This window comes from Arthrobacter pityocampae (assembly GCF_002927275.1).
GTDB lineage: Bacteria > Actinomycetota > Actinomycetes > Actinomycetales > Micrococcaceae > Arthrobacter_D > Arthrobacter_D pityocampae.
This window is the reverse complement of record NZ_PRKW01000005.1, coordinates 135,360-157,477: the sequence shown is the minus strand read 5'-3', so window position 1 is coordinate 157,477 and position 22,118 is coordinate 135,360. Positions and strand designations below refer to the sequence as shown.

The following is a 22,118-nucleotide window of genomic DNA, read 5'->3' as shown; positions in this document are numbered from 1 at the left end:
GTACGTTGAACGGGTGCTCACAGTAATCGGGGAAACCCTCATCGACGAAGTCGTCAGCGACACCGCGTCCATGCGCGCGCACGTGGGTGGCAGTCCCATGAACGTGGCCGTGGGCCTGGCGCGCCTCGGTCATCGGGCCCAGTTCGTCGGCCGGTACGGCGACGACGACTACGGGCGCATGATCCAGCAGCATCTCCACGACAATGCGGTGTCCTTCCCCGTCGAGCCGGATGCCGCGCCCACGAGCGTCGCGACCGCGCGCCTCGACCCCGCGGGAGGTGCGTCCTACGACTTCCAGCTGGTGTGGGAGCTGCCGGGACTGGCCCGGCGGAAGGACACGCTCCTCGACGGGTGCACCCTGCTGCACACCGGGTCCATCGCCACCATGCTCGCGCCCGGGGCCGACGACGTCCTGGCCCTGATGACGGCCGCCTCCGGGCTGGTCACCGTCACCTACGACCCCAACTGCCGGCCGACGATCATCCGGGACGCGGCCTTCGCCCGGCGGCAGGCCGAGGCGTTCGTGGCCCTCGCCGACGTCGTCAAGGCCTCCGACGAGGATCTCGCCTGGCTCTACCCGGACCGCACGCCCGAGGAGTCGGCACGCGCCTGGCTGGAGGCAGGTCCCGCCGTCGTCGTCGTGACCCGCGGGTCGAAGGGCCCGTGGGGCGTCTGCCGCACCGGCGAGGCGGCCGTCCCCGCGCCGCCCACCGCCGTGGTGGACACCGTCGGCGCCGGGGACTCGTTCATGGCGGCCCTGCTGGGTGCGATCGTGGATTCCGGACTCGACGGCGCCCATCACCGCGACGCGCTGCTCCGAATCACCGTCGACCAGCTGACCGGGATGCTGCAGTACGCGGCCCGTGCGGCGGCCATCACGGTCTCCCGTCCGGGAGCAAACCCGCCCACGCGGGACGAGATGGTCTCCGGCGCGTGAGATCCCGGCCGACGACGACCAGAGGAGCACGGCCATGACCCGCGACCCGTACGCAGACCTCCCGCAGGTGCCCGCCTTCGAGCTCACCAGCGAGACCGTCACCGATTCCGCGCCCCTCGACGTCGCGCAGGCGTCCGGCAGGATGGGAGCGGGCGGCAAGGACGAGTCGCCGCAGCTCGCCTGGAGCGGCTTCCCCGAGGGCACCCGGAGCTTCGCGGTCACCGTCTACGACCCTGACGCGCCGACCGCGAGCGGCTTCTGGCACTGGGCGGTGGCGGATCTCCCGGTCACGACCACGTGGCTGCCCGCCGGTGCGGGGACGGACGGCTCCGGCCTGCTGCCCGAGGGCGCCGTGCAGCTCCGGAACGACGGCGGCTTCCCAGGCTTCGTGGGCGCCGCCCCGCCCGCGGGGCACGGGCCGCACCACTACCACGTGGTGGTGCACGCCGTGGATGTCGAGTCGCTGGACCTCCCCGCCGACGCCAGCCCCGCCTACCTCGGCTTCAACCTGTTCTCCCACACCCTCGGCCGCGCCCGCCTCACCGGCACGTACGAGCAGTAGCGGCCCGGCCGACGGGTTCCCCGCAGGCGGTGGCAGCCCGGCCGACGAGTTGCCGGCAGGCGGTGGTCCCGCCGCCGGTAGGGTAGAGGTCCTGGACCTGAAGGAGTGGACGATGCGCCTCGTGGCGAGCGACATGGACGGCACCGTCGTCGGGCATGACGGCAAGATGAGCGAACGCACCATCCGCGCGTTCCGGGCCTGCGTGGACGCCGGGGTGGACGTCGTCTTCGTCACGGGCCGCCCGCCCCGCTGGCTCCACCCCCTCCGGGACCAGCTCGGGCACACCGGGACGGTCATCTGCTCCAACGGCGCCCTGACGTACGACCTCGCGTCGGAGCGCGTGCTCGACGCGAAGCTCCTCGCCCCCGAGAGCATCTATGCCGCCCGGGACATCATCCGCGGACTCTTCCCGGCGGCCACCTTCGCGGCGGAGACGATCTCGGGATTCAAGGTCGAGTCCGGGTTCGCCGACGCCGCGACGGCCGAACTGCTCGGCGGTCTCACGGCGCAGGCCTTCGAGGAGTCCCTGCCCGGCGAGGAGATCGTGAAGTTCATGGCCCGGGAGCGTGGCGTCTCGCCGGACGACTTCCTGGCCGTGGTGCGTCCCGCCGTCGCGCACCTGGTCTCCACGACCCACTCCGCGCCCTCGATGGCCCTCCTCGAGATGGCCCTGCCGGACATCAACAAGTCCGTCACCCTCGCGCAGTACGCGGGGGCACGGGGGATCGAGGCTGCGGACGTCGTCGCCTTCGGGGACATGCCCAACGACGTCCAGATGCTCGACTGGGCGGGCCACGGGTACGCGATGGCCTCCGGGCACCCCGATGCGCTCGCCGCCGCGAACCTCATGGCCCCCGCCTTCGAGGAGGACGGCGTGGCGCAGATCCTGGAGCAACGGCTTGCGGCGCTCCGCACGGCCTGATCCCGGCCACTACCCCTATCTCGACAGCGCGGCGGGAACCCCGCCCCGCCCGCAGCCGATCGCGCTGTCCCACCGCGGCTTCGCGCCCGACGGCGGGGAGAACACCCTGGCCGCGTTCGAGCGTGCCGTGGACCTCGGCTTCCGGTACCTCGAGATCGACGTCCACGCCTCGAGCGACGGCGTGGTCGTGGTCTTCCACGACGAGGTCCTCGACCGGGTCACGGGGGTCCGCGGGCCGGTCGCGGCGCGGACGGCGCGGGAACTGGGCGGGCTGTCGGTCGGCGGACGCGGCGGGATCCCCACGCTCGAGGCCGTCCTGCTGCGCTGGCCGGAGCTGCGCCTCAACATCGACGTCAAGAGCGATGCGTGCGTGCGCCCCTTCGCGGACCTCATCAACCGCCACGCCGCCCACGACCGCGTGCTCGTGGCGTCCTTCTCCGACCGGCGGAGGCTCGCGGTGCTGCGCCTGCTGGACCGGCCGACGGCGTCGTCGGCGGGCATGGCGGTCAACACCCTCCTGAAGCTCGCCGCGCCGCTGGGGCTGGCCGGGCCGCTCGCCAGGGCGGCCCGGGTCCAGGCGCTGCAGGTGCCCGAGACGTACCGGGGCGTGCGGGTCGTGACGCGCGGGTTCGTCCGGCGCTGCGCCGCCGCCGGCCTGCAGGTGCACGTCTGGACGGTCAACGAGCGGGCGGGGATGGACCGGCTGCTGGATCTGGGTGTCCACGGGATCGTGTCGGATGCCGCGGACGTCCTCGCGGAGTGCATGGCCGGGAGATCCACGTGGCCGCCGGGGCGCCCGGGGTCCTGAGCCGGTTGGCCGGGCGCGTCGGCCCCGGCCCCGGCCCCGGCAAGGGCAGCGCGGGGCCTACGCCGTCAGGACCGGGTCCGTCAGCGTCGTCAGGTAGTGCCGTGCCGCCGGGGCGTACGCGCGCATGGAGTCGTCGTCGGCGTAGACCAGCAGGCGCAGCCACGAGCCGTACCGGTGCACGCCGGCCAGCGTCAGCGCGGGTTCGACGGCGGCCCGCAGTTCCGGCAGCGGTGCGAGGTCCGTCCAGCGCTCGAGGTAGGCCGTGACCACGGACCGGATCCGTGGGTCCTCCGCCGTCGTGTTCCACTGCTCCCGCATCTGCGTGATGGGCACGAGCAGGGCGCTGAACGGGTGCGCCCAGTAGGCGTCGGCGAAGTCGAAGAACCGCAGCGGCTCGGCGTCCGTACCGGGTAGGAAGCAGTTCCGGGCGTGGAGGTCGTTGTGGTCGAGGGACAGCGGCACCGGGACGGCCCGCAGCGCGTCGACGGCGCGGTGGACGGCGGGCAGGCGGCGCACGACGTCGTCGGCCTCCTCCGCGGACAGGTACAGCGGGTGCCCGGCCGGCAGCCCCGTGTGCAGGAGCAGCTGGTTCTCGACGAAGTTCGCCGCCACCTCGGGGTTCATGGTGACGAGCCCCGCCTCGGCGAGGCGTTCACCGTGCGGGGCGGCGATCCGCTGCAGGTCCGCGAAGTCGGCGGTGATGCGGGCCCACACCGCGGGGTCGTCCGATCCGAGGCCGTCGAGCGTCGCGCCGTGGTCCGCCGTGAGCATCCACCCGCGGGAGGGTTCGATCGCGAGCGGGGCCGCGACGTGGTCCGGCGCCAGTTCGCCGAGCAGGGACAGGATGGAGGCCTCCGCGAACTGGCCCGGGTTGTTCTCCTTGAACCAGAGCGTGCCGTGGTCGGTGGGGACGGTGAGCTGCGTCGACCAGAAGCGGATGCGCGGCTGGTCGGTCGGTCCCGTCCGGGTCACCCCGAACGAGTCCAGCACCAGGTCGATCCACTGCTCAGCCTCCCGCCGCCACGCAGGCGAGGCCCACGCCTCCCGCAGATTGTTCATCGGACACCCGGCCCGGCGGAGGGCCGACCCGGGGATGTCGAGGTCGCAGCGGGCACGGCTCAGCCCAGCTTCGAGGGTCGTGCGCCGTGGTCGCTCGACTCGAGCTCCTCCGGCCCGGGGACATGCTCGCTGCCGCGCGCCCGCGCGATCGCCGTCATGCCGTGGAAGATGATCAGCGCGGACGCCGTCCCGAGGGCGATCCCCGCGAAGGTCAGGTCGCCGATCGTCCACGTGAAGTCCGCGATGCCGACGACCAGGGCCACGCCCGCCGTCGAGAGGTTGATGGGGTTGGAGAAGTCGACCCGGTTCTGCACCCAGATGCGCACGCCCAGGATCCCGATCATGCCGTAGAGGACCACGCCTGCGCCGCCGAGCACCCCGGCGGGGACGGTCGCGATGAGGGCGCCGAACTTGGGGAGGAGGCTCAGGAGGATCGCGACGATGCCGGCCACCCAGTACGCGGCCGTCGAGTAGACGCGGGACGCCGCCATCACGCCGATGTTCTCCGCGTAGGTGGTGGTCCCCGAGCCGCCGCCGGAGCCGGCGATCATGGTCGCGAGGCCGTCCGCCATGAGGGCGCGCCCGGTGTACGGGTCGAGGTCCCGGTCCGTCATGGCGGCCACCGACTTCATGTGGCCGATGTTCTCGGCGACGAGCACGAGGACCACGGGGATGAACAGCCCGACGACGGAGAGGTGGAACTCGGGTGCGGCGAAGTCCGGGAGGCCGAACCAGGCGGCGCTGCCGATGGCGGCGAAGTCCACCTCGCCGCGGACCATGGCGACGGCGTACCCGGTGAGGACGCCGACGAGGATCGACAGGCGCCCGAGGATGCCCTTGAACAGCACCGTGACCAGCAGGATCGAGACCACCGTGACCAGGGCGGTCAGGGGAGCCTGCTCGAAGCCGGCCTTCGCGGTCGGCGCGAGGTTGAGCCCGATCAGCGCCACGATGGCCCCCGTGACGATGGGCGGCATGGCCGCCTGGATCCACCGGGTCCCCGCGCTGTGGACGATTCCGCCGATCAGCGCGAGGGCAGCGCCCGCCATGATGATGCCGCCGAGCGCGCCGGGCGCGCCGTGCTGGGACTGCGCCGCCGCGATTGGGGCGATGAAGGCGAAGCTCGACCCGAGGTAGCTGGGCACGCGTCCGGCCGTGATCACGAGGAACAGGATGGTCCCGATCCCGGAGAAGAGCAGGGTGGTCGACGGCGGGAACCCGGTGATGAGCGGGACGAGGAAGGTCGCCCCGAACATCGCGACGACGTGCTGGGCGCCGATGCCGATGGTCCTGGGCCAGGTCAGTCGTTCCTCCGGGGCGACGAATCCGCCCGGCCGGACGTTCTTCCCGTCACCGTGCAGGGTCCAGCCGATGCCTCGTGCACTCATGGGTATGCCTTCCAAAGCGGGTCGGGGTTCCGGGAAAGCCTACCGGGAGCAGATGCCACGGGTGTTACGTTGCTTGTTCCGGAAGGAAGAGGAACACGATGGTATTCACGGTTCAGGGGCGCACCGTCCTCGTCACGGGTGCGGGCATGGGTATGGGCAGGTTGTACGCCGAACGCGCGGTGCGGGAGGGCGCGGCCGCCGTCGTGCTGTGGGACGTGGACGGGCGGGCGCTCGAGGACGTGGTCGCGGGCCTCGCCTCGAGCGCGGCGTCCGTGCACAGCTACGTGGTCGACGTGGCGTCCGTGGAGTCCGTCCAGACCGCTGCGGGCGCCGTCCTCGACGAGGTCGGCGTGCCGGACGTGCTGGTGAACAACGCCGGGATCGTGCGCGGGAAGTACTTCTGGGAGCACGACCACCACGCGGACATCGACCTCACCCTTCGCATCAACACCGGCGGGCCCATGCACGTCACCCGGGCGTTCCTGCCCGCGATGATGGAGCGGGGCACGTCGGCGCGGATCCTCAACGTCGCCTCCGCCTCCGGCACGCTGTCCGTGCCCCGCATGAGCGTCTACGCGGCCTCGAAGTGGGCGGTCATCGGCTGGAGCGACTCGCTGCGCCTGGAACTGGCGTCCACGGGCCACCCGATCAAGGTCACCACGCTCATCCCGAGCTACATCAGGACCGGCATGTTCGAGGGTGCCCGCGGCCCGCTCCTGACGCCCCTGATGGAGCCGGAGCACGTCGTGGACAGGGCGTGGCGTGCCACACTGGCCGGCAGGGCCCGCCTGCAGCTGCCCTGGACGGTGCAGCTCGCCGGTACCCTCCGCAACCTCCTGCCGCAGCCGGTCTGGGATTTCGTCGCGGGGCGGGTGTTCAAGGTGTACAGCTCCATGGACCGTTTCACCGGGCGACCGGGTGTCACCGCCGATCAGGAGGCCTCCCGATGATCGCCGGGACGCCCACGACGGACGCCGCAGGGCTGCTGGCCGACCGGCGGCGCTTCTTCGACACGGGGGCCACCCGGCCGGTCGCCTGGCGCCGCGGGCAGCTGCGCGCCCTGCGCCTCCTGCTCGCCGACCGGGCCGACGAGCTCACCGCTGCGCTCGAGAAGGATCTCGGGAAGAGCCGCACGGAGGCGTTCCTCTCCGAGATCGCCGTCGTGCGGGCCGAGCTCGACCACACCCTCAAGTACCTCGACCGGTGGATAGCACCCTCGAGGATCGCCGTGCCCGCCGGGCTGCTCCCGGCCCGGGCGTGGACGCAGGCCCGGCCGCTCGGCGTGGTGCTGATCATCGGTCCGTGGAACTACCCGCTGCAGCTCGTGCTGGCGCCCCTCGTCGGTGCGCTCGCCGCGGGCAACACGGCCGTCCTCAAGCCCAGCGAACTGGCCGGCGCGACGTCCCGCGTGCTCGCACGGCTCGTGCCGGAGTACCTGGACCCGGCGGCGGTGTCCGTCGTCGAAGGCGGCGTCGAAGCCAGCACGGCGCTGCTCGCGCAGCCGTTCGACCACATCTTCTACACCGGCGGGGAGCGTGTGGGGAAGATCGTCATGAAGGCCGCAGCCGAGCACCTGACGCCGGTGACGCTGGAGCTGGGCGGGAAGTCGCCGGCCGTCGTCGTGGGCGGTGACCTCCGCGCCGCGGCCCGCAGGATCGCGCTCGGGAAGTTCATGAACGCGGCGCAGACATGCGTGGCCCCCGACTACATCCTGACGACGCCGGCCGCCGCGCCGGTGCTCGCCGCGGCGCTGGCGGACACCGTCCGGGAGTTCTACGGCAGCGACCCGAAGGCCTCCGCCGACTACGGGCGGATCATCAACGAGCACCACTTCGACCGCCTCGTCGGCCTGCTCGGGGACGGCACCGTGGTCTCGGGCGGACGGCACGACCGCGCGGAGCGGTACATCGAGCCGACCATCCTGCGCGACGTCGACCCCTCGTCCCCGCTGATGCAGGAGGAGATCTTCGGCCCCCTGCTGCCGATCCTCGAGGTGGAGGACCTGGACGCCGCGATCCGCTTCATCGGCGCCCGCCCGCACCCGCTCGCCGCCTACCTGTTCAGCGACCAGGACGAGCACCTCGGTGCGTTCACGGAGCGCGTCCAGGCCGGCGGGATCGCCCACAACGTCTGCATCCTCCAGCTGGCAGTCCCCGGCCTGCCCTTCGGCGGCGTCGGCGCGAGCGGCACGGGCAGCTACCACGGGGAGCAGTCCTTCCGGACGTTCAGCCACCTGCAGCCGGTGTTCTCCAAGCCCACCCGGGTGGACACGCTGCGACTCGCGTACCCACCCTTCGGGCCGATCAAGCGGAAACTGCTGGCCAGGCTCCTCTAGGCATCCGGAGGCACCCGGGGGTCGTGGATCAGCTGATGACCCCGTCCACCAGGGCCTTCGCCTCGGCCTGCACCTGCTGCAGGTGCTCCTCGCCCCGGAAGGACTCGGCGTAGATCTTGTAGACGTCCTCCGTGCCGGACGGGCGTGCCGCGAACCACGCGTTCTCGGTGGTGACCTTCAGGCCGCCCACGGACGCGCCGTTGCCGGGGGCCTCCGTCAGGCGGGCGGTGATCTCCTCGCCGGCGAGGGTGGTCGCGGTGACGTCCGACGGCGAGAGCCTACCCAGCGCCGCCTTCTGCTCGCGCGTGGCCGCGGCGTCGATCCGCGCGTACACGGGTGCGCCGAAGCGGTCGGTCAGCCCGGCGTAGTGCTGCGACGGCGTCCTGCCGGTCACGGCGGTGATCTCGGAGGCGAGCAGGGCCAGGAGGAGGCCGTCCTTGTCGGTGCTCCACGGCGTCCCGTCGAGGCGCAGGAAGGACGCCCCGGCGGACTCCTCGCCGCCGAAGGCCAGCTCGCCGCTCAGCAGGCCGGGCACGAACCACTTGAAGCCCACGGGGACCTCGTGCAGCACGCGCCCGAGATCGGCTGCGACGCGGTCGATGATCGACGACGAGACGAGGGTCTTGCCGATCACGGCGTCCGCGCGCCAGTCGGGCCGGTTCGCGTACAGGTACTGGATGGCGACGGCGAGGTAGTGGTTCGGGTTCATGAGGCCGGCGTCGGGTGTGACGATCCCGTGGCGGTCCGCGTCGGCGTCGTTGCCCGTGGCGATGTCGAACTCCGTGGCCCGCTTGATGAGGGAGGCCATCGCGGACGGGGAGGAGCAGTCCATCCGGATCTTCTCGTCCCAGTCCAGCGTCATGAACGCCCACTGCGGGTCCACCGTCGGGTTCACGACGGTCAGGTTCAGGTTGTGGCGCTCCCCGATCGCCCCCCAGTAGTCCACGGAGGCGCCGCCCATGGGGTCGGCACCGATGTGCACGTCTGCGGACCGGATGGCATCGAGGTTCAGCACGGACGGGAGGTCGTCCACGTAGTGCTGCAGGAAGTCGTAGCTGCCGATCCCCTCCGCCGTGCGGGCCTGCGCGATCGGCATGCGCCGCACCCCGCGCAGGCCGTCCTCGAGCAGGGCGTTGGCGCGGTCGGCGATCCAGTTCGTGGCGTCCGAGTCGGCGGGGCCGCCGTGCGGGGGGTTGTACTTGAAGCCGCCGTCGCCCGGAGGGTTGTGCGAGGGGGTGATGACGATGCCGTCGGCCTGCTCGGTGCGGGTCGCGTTGTGGGTGAGGATCGCGTGGGACACCGCGGGGGTGGGGGTGTAGGCGCCGCGGGCGTCCACGAGGACGGTCACCCGGTTGGCCGCGAGGACCTCCAGCGCGGTGTTCTGCGCCGGCTCGGACAGGGCGTGCGTGTCCTTGCCCATGAACAGGGGGCCCGTGATGCCCTGCCCGGCGCGGTACTCGACGATCGCCTGCGTGATCGCCGCTATGTGCCCCTCGTTGAAGGAGGACTTCAGGGACGAGCCGCGGTGGCCGGACGTCCCGAAGGCCACGCGCTGGGCGGGATCGGAGAGATCGGGGTCGACGTCGAAGTACGCGTCGAGGAGTCCGGTCACGTCGACGAGGTCGCTGGGGAGGGCCACTGTGCCCGCTCGGTTAGCCATGGCCCCAGCATGCCAAAGAACACGCCCGAATACACCAGCGCACCGCGGGTTACGCGGGAGTTCTCCACGTGCGGCGGTGGGTTGCCCGCGGAGCGGCCATCAGTAAGCTGAGTATCAGCGCCCAGCCAGGGAGCAGACGCATCACGGAAGGCAGCACCATGAGCGAGAAGTCCAGCGACACCCCGACCTCCGAGTCCGAGGAGCAGGGCACCGAGCAGGCCGTCGAGCAGGGCGCCGAGCAGGCCGGCGCTCCCGACGAGCAGGACGCCGGCGGCTACGGCGGGCCCGCCACCGAGGACGAGGTGGCCCCCGGCTTCGAGGCGCACAACGACGGCGCTACCGGCGCCTGAACAGCCCGGTCTCCCGGCCCCGACGCACTACTAGGGTGGAGGCGTGACCACGCCCGCGCAGCAGCGCCCACTCAGGATCGTCCTCGCACCCGACTCCCTCAAGGGCAGCCTCTCCGCGCAGGAGGCTGCCCTTGCCATGTCCGCGGGGGTCACGGCGGCCGCCGCCCGCCTCGGCCACCCGGAGCCCGGGGTCGTCCTGATGCCCCTCGCCGACGGCGGGGAGGGGACGCTCGACGCCCTCCTCGCGGCCTGGCGGGTGGAGGCCCGGACCGCGCCCTGCCATGACGCCGCCGGCCGGGCCCGGACCGCGCGCTACGGCATCTCGGACGGATCAGGGGTGCACGGGGCACCGATCCGGGGCGTCCTCGAGGCGGCGGAGGCCAACGGCCTGCCGCTGGTCGCCGACCGCCCCCTGGACGCCCTCACCGCCACCAGCTACGGCGTCGGGGAGATCGCCGTCCGTCTCCTCGACGACGGCGCGGAGGAGATCCTGCTGTGCATCGGCGGGTCGGCGACCACCGACGGCGGCGTCGGCCTCCTGACAGCCCTCGGGGCGCGCTTCCTCGACGCCGGCAACGACCCCCTCGCACCGGGCGGCGGCGCGCTGGGCGCCCTCGCGACGATCGACGTGACGGGCCTCCATCCCCGCGCCCGCACGGTCCGGTGGCGCATCGCCGTCGACGTCGACAACCCCCTGTGCGGGCCGCGCGGCGCGGCGGCGGTGTTCGGGCCGCAGAAGGGTGCGACGCCGGACGACGTCGCCGTCCTCGACGCCGGCCTCGACCACCTCGCGCGGGTGGTCGCCGCCTCGACGGGCGTCGACATGCTCGACGTGCCCGGAGCGGGTGCGGCCGGCGGACTCCCCGCCGTGCTCGTCCCGTTCCTGGGCGCCGAGATCGTCCCCGGGTCAGCCCTCGTGGCCGACGCCGTCGGACTCGCCGCCGCCCTCGCCGCCGCGGATCTCGTGCTCACCGCCGAGGGCTCCTTCGACGCCCAGTCGCTCGGCGGGAAGGTGGTCCACGCCGTCGCGGCGCACGCCCCCGCGACGTGCGCCGTCGTCGTGATCGCCGGACGCGTCCAGCTCCCGGCCGCGCAGGTGCAGGAGGCCGGCCTGGCGGCGGCCTTCTCCCTGGCCCCCGGACCCGTGACCCTCGACGAGCTGATCGGGGGAGCCTCGCACCTCATGGAGGATGCCGCCGCGCAGGTGTACGGCGTCTTCGGGGCGGGCCGGGGCCAGGTGTCCTGCTAGACCGTGATCTCGCGCTTCAGGATCTTCCCCGTGGGGCCCTTGGGCAGCGCCTCGACGAGCACCACACGGCGCGGGTACTTGTAGGCGGCCACGCGTTCCTTCGCGAAGGCGGTGATCTCCGCCGCGAGGGCTTCCTTCGCGGCGTCGTCCGCGGGTGCATGCTCGGCCTTGAGGCCGACGACGGCAACGATCTCCTCGCCGTGCAGGTCGTCCGGCACGCCGATCACCGCGGCCTCCGCCACCGCGGGGTGCTCGTAGAGGACCTCCTCGACCTCCCGGGGGTACACGTTGTAGCCGCCGCGGAGGATCACGTCCTTCTTGCGGTCCACGATGAAGATGAGGCCGTCCTCGTCGAACCGTGCGAGATCGCCCGTGCGGAACCAGCCGTCGGGGATGGCTGCCTCGGTGGCGTCCACGTTCTTCCAGTAGCCCTTCATCACGCAGTGGCCGCGCACGGCGAGTTCTCCCACCTCGCCCTGGGGCACCTCATTGCCCTGCGGGTCGAGCATCCGCACCTCGACGCCGTCCACCGGGGTGCCGATGGAGCCGGGCTTGCGCAGCCGGCCCACGCGGTTGAAGCTCACGATCGGCGAGGTCTCGGACAGGCCGTAGCCCTCCAGCAGGTCCGCCTCGAACACGCGCTCGAACTCGTGCAGCACCTCGACCGGCAGGGCGGACCCGCCGGACACGGCCACGCGGACGGAGGAGAGGTCCGTGCCCGTGACGCTCGGATGGCGCAGCATCGCGACGTACATGGTGGGGACGCCCTCGAAGATCGTCACGCGGTCCCGTTGGATGATCTCCAGCGCCTTGCCCGGCTCGAAGCGGGGGAGCAGGGTCACGGTGGCCCCGGTCAGCACGGCAGCGTTCAGCGCGCAGGTCTGCCCGAAGATGTGGAAGAACGGCAGGCCGCCGAACAGGACCTCGCCCTCGGCCGTCCCCATGAGGTCGCGGGAGATCTCCGTGTTCCGGGAGAGGTTGGTGTGGGAGAGCGTGGCGCCCTTGGGACGCCCGGTGGTCCCGGAGGTGTACAGCACGACGGCGGTCTCCTCGCCGTCGAGGTCCACGACGTTCGGAGTCGGCTCGGCCGCGGAGACGCGCTGCAGGAAGGCGCCGCCGTCGACCGTCACCACGGCCACCTCGGCGCCCGTCTCGGCGCCGGCGGCCTCCGCGCCGGCCTGCGCCTCCGCGATGATGCCCTCCCAGGCGAAAACGAGCCGCGCGCCGGAGTTCGTGAGGTGGTAGGCCACCTCGCGGCCCTTGAGGAGCGGATTCAGCGGGACGACGACGGCTCCGGCCCGGAGGACGCCGTAGTAGACGAATGCCATTTGCGGAATATTCGGCATGATGAGGGCCACGCGGTCGCCGCGCTGCACCCCGTACTCCGCCAGGAGCGTGGCGACCTTCTGGCTGAGCACCTCGAGGGCACCGTAGGTGACCTCGACGTCGTCGAGCTTGATGGCCACCGCCGAGGGGCTCCTCGTCGCAGTGGCCACGAGGTTGTTGGCGAGGTTCGACACGCGATCTCCTTTGATCTCTCAGGGCGTCGCCGCAGGGATCCCACGGCCGCCGGTACGGAAGTTACCGGTGGGTAGAAGTCTGTGGGATCGGGGGCCGCCATGCAACAGGACCCTCCCGGCGGTGGTTCGTGTCCCGGGGAGGGTCCTGTCGTCTACTGTCCGGCGGCTATCGGACGCCGCTCATGCCCTTCCGGATCGCGGGGGTCGCGGCGAGCAGGGCCGCGCCGAGGATGATCGCCGTGATGCCGCTGAACGCGAAGTACGGGACCTCGGTCTGCTCGGAGTAGAAGCCCGCGAGCAGACCGGACATCGTGGTGCCGAGCGAGATGGAGAGGAAGAACAGGGCCAGCATCTGGGTCCGGAACGCCTCGGGCGCCAGCTTGGTGGTCACCGACAGGCCGATCGGGGAGATGAACAGCTCCGCGAAGGTGAACAGCAGCAGGATCCCGGCGAGGCCGATCAGCGGTGTGCTGTTGGGGCCGCCCCCCGCGAACGGGATGAAGGCGAGGAACGCGACGCCCATGACGATCAGGCCGAGGGAGAACTTCGCGGGCGAGGACGGCTGGCGGCTGCCGAGCCGCGTCCACAGGGTGGCGAAGATCCCGGCGAAGATGATGATGAACACGGGATTGATGGACTGCACCATGCCGGGGGGCATCTCCCACCCGAACAGGGTCCGGTCCAGGCGGCTCTCCGAGTAGAGGGCCACCACGGTGAACTGCTGCTGGAACAGGGACCAGAACGCGGCGCTGGCCACGAAGAGGGGCATGAAGGAGTACACGCGGCGCCGTTCGACGCCGGAGACCATGCTGCTCGAGAGGATCACCGCGAAGTAGGCGATGGTCGCCGCGATGGCCGTGTACGCCATGACGTCGGCCAGGTTGCCGGCGTCGAGGAGGCCGGTGGCGATGGTCACTCCGAGGAGGGCGACGACGACGGCGGCGATGCCGATCCAGCGCGGGTACTCGGCCCGGGGCAGTGGGTTCTCGACCTCGTGCGCTGCCGCGGGGAGACCCTTCCGGGCGAGGGAGTACTGGATGAGCCCCGCGGCCATGCCGACGGCGGCGAGACCGAAGCCCACGTGGAAGCCGTAGGCGGACCAGGCCAGGTTCGTCAGCAGCGGGCCCACGAGGGCGCCGATGTTGATGCCCATGTAGAAGATGGAGAAGCCGGCGTCCCGGCGGTCGTCCCCGGACCGGTAGAGCGTGCCGACGAGGGAGGAGGCGTTCGCCTTGAGCCCACCCGAGCCGACGCCCACGAGCACCAGGCCGGCCGCGAGGCCCGCCACGCCGGGCAGCAGGGCGAGGGCCAGGTGCCCGCACATGATGACGATCGCCGAGGCGAACAGCACCCGCTCCGAGCCGAACACGCGGTCGGCGAGCCACGCCCCGAGGATCGTGGAGAGGTAGACGCCGCCGCCGTACGCACCGACCAGCCCGGTCGCCAGTCCCGCATCGAGGCCCAGGCCGCCCTCGGCCAGGGAGTACGTCATGTAGTAGAGGAGGAGCGCCTGCATCCCGTAGAACGAGAACCGCTCCCACAGTTCGACGCTGAACAGGTTGGCCAACATGCGCGGGTGGCCGAGGAATCTCTTCCCGTCGATATCAGCAGTGCGCTGCGTTGTACTCATTCTTTCCATGGTGCCGCGCAGCACCGGGGAAGCAAAATCGCGCAGCTACGGCCGGTGTGCCTCGATCTGCGCCGTCGCGGCGAGGAGTTGCGCCTCCTCCCCGGGACGGCCGATGAGCTGCACGCTCATCGACAGGCCGTCGGGGAGGCGCAGTGTGGGCACGGTCACGGCGGGCAGGCCGCAGACGTTCACCATCGAGGTGTATGGCGAGTACTGGCACTGCCGCAGGTAGTCGGCGTCACCGTCGGCGTCCGTGTACCAGCCGATCGGCCGCGGGGTCATGGCGAGCGCCGGTGTCAGGATCATGTCGTAGCGGGAGTACTGCTCGATGGTGTCGTGCTCGAACTGCCGCAGGACGTCGACGGCGCCCGCGAGCTCCGCCGCGCTGCGTCCGAGGGCCCGGCGCCGCAGCACCCGCGTGATGTCCGTCAGGCGGTCCTCGCGGTCCCCGGGGATCGGGGCCGTGGCCAGCCCGGCCGTCCAGACGAGCTGGAAGGCGTCGTGGTAGCGCGGGTCGTACGTCAGGTCGGCGTCGTCGACGTCGTGCCCGGCGTGCTGCAGGGCGTGGATGCCGGCGGTGAGCGCGTCCGTGGCGGCGCCGTCGAGGGTGATCTCCATGGCGTCGGCGAAGGGCGAGGCCGTGCTGACGCCGATGCGGAAGCGCCCCTCCGCCCGGAGGGCGGCCTCCGTGAAGGAGCCCGGGTAGCGGGAGGCGGCGCTGGTGGGCCGGTAGTTGGGTTCCTGCACCAGCGCGTCGAGCAGCAGCGCGGCGTCCACGGCGGAGTGCGCGAGCGGGCCGGCGACGACGAGCTGTCCGAGATCGGCCTGCCCGGACCCCGACGGCACGCGGCCACGGTTCGGCTTCAGGCCCACCAGGCCGGTGGCCGCCGCGGGGATGCGGATGGAGCCGCCACCGTCGGTCCCGGGCGCGAACGGGATCATCCCGGCGGCCACCGCGGCGGCGCTGCCGCCGGAGGAGCCACCCGGGCTGAGGCGGCGGTCGAGGGGGTTGCGGGCCGGCGGGGCGATGCGGTTCTCGCTGTAGCAGCTCAGCCCGAACTCGGGTACCTGGGTCTTGCCGAGGCTCACGGCACCGGCGCGGCGCAGCACCGCCGCGAGCGGGGCGTCCTGCTCCGCGACGGCGTGGTCGAGGGCGGCCGTGCCCAGGGTGGTCCGCACCCCGGCGACGTCGGTGAGGTCCTTGTGCGCGAGCGGCATGCCGTGGAGGGGGCCGAGGGCGGCTCCGGAGGCGCGGACGCGGTCGGCGTGGTCGGCGGCGCGAAGGGCGTCGTCGTGGGTGACCGTGACGAAGGAACCCAGTCCGGGGTCCAGGGCGTCGATGCGCCGGAGGAAGTGCTCGGTGACCTCCCGCGCGCCGGCGGCGCCGCGCGCCAGGGCATCCCGGAGGGTGAGGGCGGAGAGTTCGTGGAGTTCGCTCATCAGGGACCACTATAGGAGCGCGCCCGGCCGGGCCGTAGCAATGGCGACGCCCGGCCGCCCCGTGCGAAGGTAGGCGCATGAGTGAGATCCAGAACGTACCGGTGACGGCAGTACCCCACGACGCGCGCATCCTCGACGTCCGCGAGCACTACGAGTGGGAGGCCGGGCACGTGGACGGCGCGCTGCACGTGCCCCTCGAGGAGCTGCCGTCGCGGCTGGGCGACCTGGATCCGGACGAGGACCTGCATGTGATCTGCCGGAGCGGCGGCAGGTCGCAGCGCGCCGCCGAGTGGCTGGAGGCGAACGGCTACACGGCCGTCAACGTGAGCGGGGGCATGGGCGCGTGGCTCGAGGCGGGGAAGCCGATGGTCTCCGAGGTGGGCGGCGAGCCCACGGTCCTGTGACCGGCCCCACCCGCACGGACGGTCCCTCCTACGCGTACCTCGGACCCGAGGGGACCTTCACCGAGGCCGCCCTGCTCCAGGTGCCCGGCGCCGACGCCGCCCGGCGCGTTCCCGCCGCGACGGTGGGGGCCGCGCTCGACGCCGTCCGCGCCCGCTCCGTCGACGCCGCGATGGTGCCCATCGAGAACTCGGTCGAGGGCGGGGTGAGCGCCACCCTGGACGCCATCGCCGTGGGGGAGCCGCTGCGCATCCTGCGCGAGGAGCTCGTGCCCATCACGTTCGTCCTCGCCGCCCGCCCGGGCACCACCCTGGACGGGGTCCGGCGCATCGCGACGCACGGGCACGCCTGGGCTCAGTGCCGGAACTGGGTGGACGCCCACGTGCCGCGGGCGGAGTACTTCCCGTCGTCGTCGACCGCGGCGGCGGCCTTCGGGCTCGCCGGGGACGAGCACGGCTACGACGCGGCGATCTGCTCGCCCCTCGTGGCCGAGCGCCTCGGCCTGGCCGTCCTCGCCGCGGACATCGGGGACGTCGCCGACGCCGTCACCCGCTTCATCCTGGTGGGTACACCCGACGCCCTCCCTCCGCGCACCGGCGCGGACAAGACCACCCTCGTGATCCCCCTGCCCGACGACCACCCCGGCGCCCTCATGCAGATCCTCGACCAGTTCGCGGCCCGCGGCGTGAACCTGAGCCGCATCGAGTCGCGGCCCACGGGTCAGTTCCTCGGGGACTACTTCTTCAGCGTGGACGCCGACGGCCACGTCGAGGACGCCCGCGTGGCCGACGCCCTCAAGGGCCTGCACCGCATCAGCCCCGGCCTACGGTTCCTGGGCTCCTACGCCCGCGCCGACCGCCGCTCGCCGGCCGTGGAGCGCCACACCTCCGACGACGCCTTCGAGGCCGCCGATGCCTGGCTGGAGGGCATCGTCCGGGGCGGGGACGGAGACCGGCCGGGGAGGAGCTGAAACACAGTAGGCTTAGTATCGAAGGTCCTCCTCCCACCGAAGGCTGGTTCTCTTGATGGCTCGATTGCGGCGCAGCAACACGCGCAGGCCCGGTATCACCCGGCGTCGGCACGGCAAGGGCTTCAGCTACCGCGCACCCGACGGCACGCTGCTCCGGGACCGCGACGAGGTGGAGCGCATCCGCGAACTGGTGATCCCGCCGGCGTGGAAGGACGTGTGGATCGCGCCCTACCCCAACGGCCACGTCCAGGCCATCGGGACGGATGACGCCGGCCGGCGGCAGTACATGTACCACCCGGCGTGGCGGGAGCAGAAGGACCGCGAGAAGTTCGACCGCGCGCTGGATTTCGGCGCGAAGCTGCCGAGCGCACGCCGCGCCATCACCCAGCACCTGCGCAGCGACGGCGCGCCCCGGGAGCGTGCCTTCGCCGCCGCGCTCCGGATCGTCGACGCCGGGGCCCTGAGGATCGGCTCGGCCCAGTACGCGGAGGCCAACGGCTCGTTCGGCGTCACGACGCTCCTGGTGGAGCACTGCACCATCGAGGGGAACACCATCCTGTTCGACTTCCCCGGCAAGAGCGGCCAGCAGTGGGACACCCGCCTGGAGGACGAGGACCTCGCCGCGGCCCTGCGCCCCATGCTGGAGCGCGAGGATCCCGACACCGTCCTCGCCTACCGGACGGAGGACGACGCGTGGCACCACGTGGACGGCTCCCAGCTCAACGAGTTCCTGCGGCAGGTCACCGGCGGGCCGTTCACCGCCAAGGACTTCAGGACCTGGCAGGCCACCGTCGTCGCCGCTATGGCCCTGGCCAAGGAGGACCTCGACGCGACGACCCGCACCGCACGCCAGAAGGCCGTCACCGCCACCATGCGGGCCGTCGCCGACCACCTCGGCAACACACCGGCCGTGGCGAGGAGTTCCTACGTGGACCCCCGGCTCGTGGACCGCTTCATGAGCGGCGAGGTCATCCCCATCACCTCCTACTCGGCCTCGGAGAAGGCCGTGCAGGAATTGCTGCGCGACTGACGCCGAGCATTTTCAACCATCCCCTTCGTCAGTACGCTGGCAATGGGGCGCCCAACGAGGAGCGCATCCTCCGATGAAAGGCAGCATCATGACCGAGAACTCGAATGAAGGACACATCGTGAACCCCAACAAGGGTGACGGCTCGACGTCGGACCCCAACTGGCACGGCGACGCCGGCGACCAGGGCAACGATCTCCGCTTCGCCGAGGAGCAGGCGCTGATCAACGAGCAGGCCGAGGGCGGCTCGACGGAGGCCACGAGGGGCACGGACGCCGGGGACGCCGAGCATGAGGGGCACTACACCAGTGCGGAACCCGCCGGCGAGTCGGGCGGCTACACCTCCGCCGAGAACCCGGCCGAGGAGGGCGAGTACACCGACAAGGACCGGCCGCTCATCGACCCGCCCCACACCGAGGGCGAGTACACCGACCGCGACCGCTAGGGGCGGCAGGAGCACCCGGTCGGCGAGGCGTCAGCCCCGCCGCCGGGTCGGGCGCGCCGTCACCGGGACGGACCGGGCGGGGCGGGCCATCACCGGGACGGGCCCCGACGCCCCGGGGACCGGAGGCGGCACCCTGACCAGCAGGGCGCCCGGGTCCACGCGGGCGGTCATCGACGTGATGGACCCGGAGGCGTCGCCGTCCAGCTGCGTGGCGATCGGCTCGCCGGACCACACGGAGACCTCCCGGGCCCGGTAGTAGCTGATCGCCGGGGTGCCCCCGCGGTGCCGGAGGAGGATCTTCGCGGCCATCAGCGTCCAGCCGATCAGGCTGCGCGGACTGAGGACCACGACGTCGAGGAACCCGTCGTCGATCCGCGCTGCGGGCACGAAGTCGACGCCCGCCGGCAGTTTCCCGCAGTTGGCCACCAGCAGGCTGCGCACCTTCCTGGTCTGCGGGGGCTCGCCGTCCAGGCTGATCGTGATGCGGCGCCGCCGGCCGGGCAGGTGCCGCATGCCGGCCTCGCTGTAGGCCAGCCAGCCGTACTTCTCCTTGAGGTCCTTCTTGGCGTCGGCCATGACGCTCGCGTCGAAGCCGATCCCGCCCATCACGAGGAAGGGATACTCCGACGTCGCGGCCGTGTGGTCGTTGCGGAGCGTGATCCGCGCCATGTCGATCCGCCGTTCGCAGCCGTGCAGCGCGAGACGGAGGCATCCGACGACGTCGTTGTACGGCAGGCCGAGGTTCCGCACCAGCAGGTTGCCGGTCCCGAGCGGCAGGAGGCCGAGGGCGGCGGGCTGATGCGCGAGGGCTTGCGCGACGGCGCGCACGGTCCCGTCGCCGCCGGCGGCGATCACGAGGTCCGCACCGGCCGCCAGAGCCTGCTCCGCCTGCCCCGTGCCGGGGTCCTCGATCGTGGTCTCGAGGACGAGCGGCGGGATCCAGCCGGCGTCGGAGCACGCTTGCTCCACGAGTGCCCGCGCTGCGGCGGCCTGCAGCTTGATGGGGTTCAGGATCAGGGCCACACGCTGGGGCCCGCCGCCCACCGGCACGGGTTCGTTGACGGAGGCGGTGGGCGTCCGGGTCTGATGGAGGCGCCGCACGGACCAGTAGGACTGGATGGAGGCGACGGCGGCGGACGCCGCGGCGGTCCCGGCGAGCAGTTTGCGGCGCATAATCTCCCACAATAGCGGCCCCTCCCGCCGGGGCCGGGCGGGCACGGGTGGTTGGGTAGTCTTAGCGGGTGATCGACGTCAACGACCTCCGCCTGAATCCCGAGCAGTTCCGAGCATCCCAGCGTGCCCGCAGGGCGGACGAGTCCCTGATCGACGCCGTCCTCGCCGCCGACACCCGCCGCCGGGAGTCCGTCACGGCCTACGAGACCCTCCGCGCCGAGCAGAACGCGTTCGGGAAGCGGGTCGCCCAGGCCAGGGGCGAGGAGAAGCAGGCACTGCTCGCCGAGGTCAGGGAACTCGCCGGTGCCGTGAAAACCGCCGCCGCGGCGTCCGAGGAGGCCAAGACGGAGCAGGAGGCACTGCTGCGGAAGCTCCCCAACCTCGTGCAGGACGGCGTCCCCGAGGGCGGCGAGGCCGACTACGTGGTCCTCAGGACGGTCGGGGCCCCCCGTGACTTCACGGCCGAGGGCTTCGAGCCCCGCGACCACCTCGAGATCGGCGAACTCATCGGCGCGATCGACATGGAACGGGGTGCCAAGGTCTCCGGATCGCGCTTCTACTTCCTGAAGGGCGTCGGCGCGCGCCTCGAGCTCGCCCTGCTGCGGATGGCGCTGGACCAGGCGATCGAGGCCGGGTTCACGCCCATGATCACCCCCACCCTCGTCCGCCCCGAGACCATGCAGGGCACCGGCTTCGACATCGCCCACGACGCGGAGATCTACCGGCTCGAGGAGGACAACCTCTACCTCGTGGGCACCTCCGAGGTCGCGCTCGCCGGGTACCACGGCGACGAGATCCTCGACCTCGGCGCCGGCCCGCTGCGTTACGCCGGGTGGTCCTCCTGCTACCGCCGCGAGGCGGGCTCGCATGGCAAGGACACCCGCGGGATCATCCGCGTGCACCAGTTCAACAAGGTGGAGATGTTCACCTACACCACCGTGGAGGACGCCCCGGCCGAGCACGAGCGCATGCTGGCCTGGGAGGAGGAGATGCTCGCGAAGGTGGAGCTGCCCTACCGGGTCATCGACACCGCCGCCGGGGACCTCGGGATGTCCGCCGCGCGCAAGTTCGACTGCGAGGCGTGGGTCCCCACGCAGGGCGACTACCGGGAGCTGACCTCGACGTCGAACTGCACCACGTTCCAGGCCCGCCGCCTGAACATCCGCGAACGTACGGAGGGTGAGGGGCAGAAGGGCACGCGCGCCGTCGCGACCCTCAACGGGACCCTCGCGACCACGCGCTGGATCGTCGCGATCCTCGAGCATCACCAGAACCCGGACGGTTCGGTGACGGTCCCCGCCGCCCTGCGCCCGTACCTGAACGGGCTGGAAATCCTTCCCGTCCTGTGATCGCTGCCCTACCGGGGGGCCGGGGGCGTCTGCTTCACTAAGAGGCATGACTACTCTGACCAACGCCGGCATCGATGACCGGCAGAAGAACCGCACGCAGCATCTGGTTGCCCTCGACATCGACGGCACCCTCGTGGACCACGAGGGGAACATGACGGACGAGGTCCGCGACGCCGCGCAGGCCGTCATCGGAGCCGGGCACGACGTCATCATCGCCACGGGGCGCTCCCTCGGCGCCACACTGCCCGTGATCGGGCACCTCGGCGTCACGCGGGGGTACGCCGTGTGCTCCAACGGGGGTGTCACGCTGAGGCTCGACCCCGCCCTCCCCGCAGGGTTCGAGGTCATCGACCGCGTGACCTTCGACCCGAAGCCCGCCCTCAGTGCCCTGCGCACCCGCCTGCCGTCCGCCAAGTACGCCCTCGAGGACGACCGCGGCAGGTTCCTGTCGACGGAGAGCTTCCAGGATGCCAGCTTCGGCTCGGACGCCGAGAGCGTCGACTTCGAGGAGATGCTCGAAGCACGCGCCGTGCGCGTCGTGGTCTTCAGCACCGACAGCTCCGCCGAGGAGTTCGGCGAGGCCGTCGCGTCCATCGGCCTGCACGGCGTCACCTACTCGGTGGGCTGGACCGCCTGGCTCGACATCGCGGCGTCGGGCGTCACGAAGGCCAGCGCCCTGGAGATCCTCCGGGACCGTCTCGGCACCCCCCGGGAACTCACGGTCGCCGTCGGCGACGGCCGCAACGACATCGAGATGCTCCAGTGGGCGGGACGCGGCGTCGCCATGGGGCAGGCGCCGGAAGAGGTCCGCTCGGTGGCCTCCGAGGTCACGGGCACCGTGTACGACGACGGCGCGGCGAAGGTCCTCCGCTCCCTCGTCTGACCCGTCCGG

Annotated in this window: 21 protein-coding genes; 14 read left to right on the top strand and 7 right to left on the bottom strand. The window is 72.0% G+C overall.

The genetic code is table 11. From position 1 onward, the window contains the following. Nucleotides 1–13: 13 nt before the first annotated feature. From C4K88_RS12190 to C4K88_RS12175, 4 genes are all read left to right on the top strand, one after another. Nucleotides 14–937 carry a carbohydrate kinase family protein gene (locus C4K88_RS12190; protein ID WP_104121909.1) on the top strand — a complete coding sequence of 308 codons (924 nt, stop codon included), beginning with the start codon at nucleotides 14–16 and terminating at the stop codon, nucleotides 935–937. A gap of 34 nt (nucleotides 938–971) precedes the next feature. Next, nucleotides 972–1,499 (top strand): YbhB/YbcL family Raf kinase inhibitor-like protein, encoded by a 528-nt coding sequence (locus C4K88_RS12185; protein WP_104121908.1) that lies wholly within the window; start codon nucleotides 972–974, stop codon nucleotides 1,497–1,499. Between the two features lie 112 nt (nucleotides 1,500–1,611). Continuing rightward, a complete protein-coding gene (locus C4K88_RS12180; protein ID WP_104121907.1) occupies nucleotides 1,612–2,421 on the top strand; it encodes an HAD family hydrolase in 810 nt (269 codons plus the stop codon). Further along, complete coding sequence (locus C4K88_RS12175) at nucleotides 2,399–3,229, top strand: glycerophosphodiester phosphodiesterase family protein (protein ID WP_241521896.1); 831 nt, start codon at nucleotides 2,399–2,401, stop codon at nucleotides 3,227–3,229. Before C4K88_RS12180 ends, C4K88_RS12175 begins: the two co-directional genes overlap by 23 nt. Before the next feature lie 57 nt (nucleotides 3,230–3,286). Here C4K88_RS12175 and C4K88_RS12170 read toward each other — a convergent pair whose 3' ends face one another. Together C4K88_RS12170 and C4K88_RS12165 are read right to left on the bottom strand one after the other, a co-directional pair. Beyond that, complete coding sequence (locus tag C4K88_RS12170; protein WP_104121905.1) at nucleotides 3,287–4,288, bottom strand: phosphotransferase family protein; 1,002 nt, start codon at nucleotides 4,286–4,288, stop codon at nucleotides 3,287–3,289. Between the two features lie 59 nt (nucleotides 4,289–4,347). Continuing rightward, entirely contained in the window at nucleotides 4,348–5,676 is a 1,329-nt protein-coding gene (locus C4K88_RS12165) for a uracil-xanthine permease family protein (protein WP_104121904.1), read from the bottom strand. 98 nt (nucleotides 5,677–5,774) lie between these two features. On the opposite strand from C4K88_RS12165, the gene C4K88_RS12160 reads away from it, so the two are divergent. Both C4K88_RS12160 and C4K88_RS12155 read left to right on the top strand, forming a co-directional pair. Further along, nucleotides 5,775–6,626, top strand: a complete 852-nt coding sequence (locus C4K88_RS12160) for an SDR family NAD(P)-dependent oxidoreductase (RefSeq protein ID WP_104121903.1) — start codon at nucleotides 5,775–5,777, stop codon at nucleotides 6,624–6,626. Then, nucleotides 6,623–8,011, top strand: coding sequence for an aldehyde dehydrogenase family protein (locus tag C4K88_RS12155; protein ID WP_104121902.1), 1,389 nt, complete (start codon nucleotides 6,623–6,625; stop codon nucleotides 8,009–8,011). The genes C4K88_RS12160 and C4K88_RS12155 overlap by 4 nt, the downstream gene beginning before the upstream one ends. A 28-nt stretch (nucleotides 8,012–8,039) precedes the next feature. Here C4K88_RS12155 and pgm read toward each other — a convergent pair whose 3' ends face one another. Beyond that, complete coding sequence (gene pgm / locus C4K88_RS12150; RefSeq protein ID WP_104121901.1) at nucleotides 8,040–9,671, bottom strand: phosphoglucomutase (alpha-D-glucose-1,6-bisphosphate-dependent); 1,632 nt, start codon at nucleotides 9,669–9,671, stop codon at nucleotides 8,040–8,042. A gap of 158 nt (nucleotides 9,672–9,829) precedes the next feature. On the opposite strand from pgm, the gene C4K88_RS12145 reads away from it, so the two are divergent. Together C4K88_RS12145 and C4K88_RS12140 are read left to right on the top strand one after the other, a co-directional pair. Beyond that, nucleotides 9,830–10,021 (top strand): hypothetical protein, encoded by a 192-nt coding sequence (locus tag C4K88_RS12145; RefSeq protein WP_104121900.1) that lies wholly within the window; start codon nucleotides 9,830–9,832, stop codon nucleotides 10,019–10,021. A gap of 43 nt (nucleotides 10,022–10,064) precedes the next feature. Continuing rightward, nucleotides 10,065–11,270, top strand: a complete 1,206-nt coding sequence (locus tag C4K88_RS12140; RefSeq protein WP_104121899.1) for a glycerate kinase — start codon at nucleotides 10,065–10,067, stop codon at nucleotides 11,268–11,270. Here the strand turns inward: C4K88_RS12140 and C4K88_RS12135 are convergent. The 3 genes from C4K88_RS12135 to C4K88_RS12125 all read right to left on the bottom strand — a co-directional run bounded on the left by C4K88_RS12135 (nucleotide 11,267) and on the right by C4K88_RS12125 (nucleotide 15,860). Further along, nucleotides 11,267–12,790 carry a long-chain-fatty-acid--CoA ligase gene (locus C4K88_RS12135; protein ID WP_104121898.1) on the bottom strand — a complete coding sequence of 508 codons (1,524 nt, stop codon included), beginning with the start codon at nucleotides 12,788–12,790 and terminating at the stop codon, nucleotides 11,267–11,269. The genes C4K88_RS12140 and C4K88_RS12135 overlap by 4 nt on opposite strands. A 166-nt stretch (nucleotides 12,791–12,956) precedes the next feature. Next, entirely contained in the window at nucleotides 12,957–14,420 is a 1,464-nt protein-coding gene (locus tag C4K88_RS12130; protein WP_104121897.1) for a peptide MFS transporter, read from the bottom strand. A 45-nt stretch (nucleotides 14,421–14,465) separates the two neighbouring features. Beyond that, nucleotides 14,466–15,860 (bottom strand): amidase, encoded by a 1,395-nt coding sequence (locus C4K88_RS12125; RefSeq protein ID WP_104121896.1) that lies wholly within the window; start codon nucleotides 15,858–15,860, stop codon nucleotides 14,466–14,468. 77 nt (nucleotides 15,861–15,937) lie between these two features. On the opposite strand from C4K88_RS12125, the gene C4K88_RS12120 reads away from it, so the two are divergent. The 4 genes from C4K88_RS12120 (at nucleotide 15,938) to C4K88_RS12105 (ending at nucleotide 18,704) form a co-directional block, all read left to right on the top strand. Then, nucleotides 15,938–16,264: a rhodanese-like domain-containing protein gene (locus C4K88_RS12120; protein ID WP_104121895.1), complete on the top strand. Its 327-nt coding sequence runs from the start codon at nucleotides 15,938–15,940 to the stop codon at nucleotides 16,262–16,264. Next, a complete protein-coding gene (gene pheA, locus C4K88_RS12115) occupies nucleotides 16,261–17,232 on the top strand; it encodes a prephenate dehydratase (protein ID WP_104121894.1) in 972 nt (323 codons plus the stop codon). Before C4K88_RS12120 ends, pheA begins: the two co-directional genes overlap by 4 nt. A gap of 55 nt (nucleotides 17,233–17,287) precedes the next feature. Further along, nucleotides 17,288–18,262, top strand: coding sequence for a DNA topoisomerase IB (locus C4K88_RS12110; protein WP_104121893.1), 975 nt, complete (start codon nucleotides 17,288–17,290; stop codon nucleotides 18,260–18,262). Between the two features lie 88 nt (nucleotides 18,263–18,350). Further along, nucleotides 18,351–18,704, top strand: coding sequence for a hypothetical protein (locus tag C4K88_RS12105; protein ID WP_146065682.1), 354 nt, complete (start codon nucleotides 18,351–18,353; stop codon nucleotides 18,702–18,704). Between the two features lie 30 nt (nucleotides 18,705–18,734). Here the strand turns inward: C4K88_RS12105 and C4K88_RS12100 are convergent, their stop codons facing one another. Then, the gene (locus C4K88_RS12100) at nucleotides 18,735–19,877 is read right to left on the bottom strand and encodes a diacylglycerol/lipid kinase family protein (protein WP_104121891.1); all 1,143 of its coding nucleotides are present in this window, start codon (nucleotides 19,875–19,877) and stop codon (nucleotides 18,735–18,737) included. A 68-nt stretch (nucleotides 19,878–19,945) separates the two neighbouring features. On the opposite strand from C4K88_RS12100, the gene serS reads away from it, so the two are divergent. Both serS and C4K88_RS12090 read left to right on the top strand, forming a co-directional pair. Continuing rightward, entirely contained in the window at nucleotides 19,946–21,226 is a 1,281-nt protein-coding gene (serS, locus tag C4K88_RS12095) for a serine--tRNA ligase (protein ID WP_104121890.1), read from the top strand. 46 nt (nucleotides 21,227–21,272) lie between these two features. Continuing rightward, nucleotides 21,273–22,109, top strand: a complete 837-nt coding sequence (locus C4K88_RS12090; protein ID WP_104121889.1) for an HAD family hydrolase — start codon at nucleotides 21,273–21,275, stop codon at nucleotides 22,107–22,109. Nucleotides 22,110–22,118 lie beyond the last annotated feature (9 nt).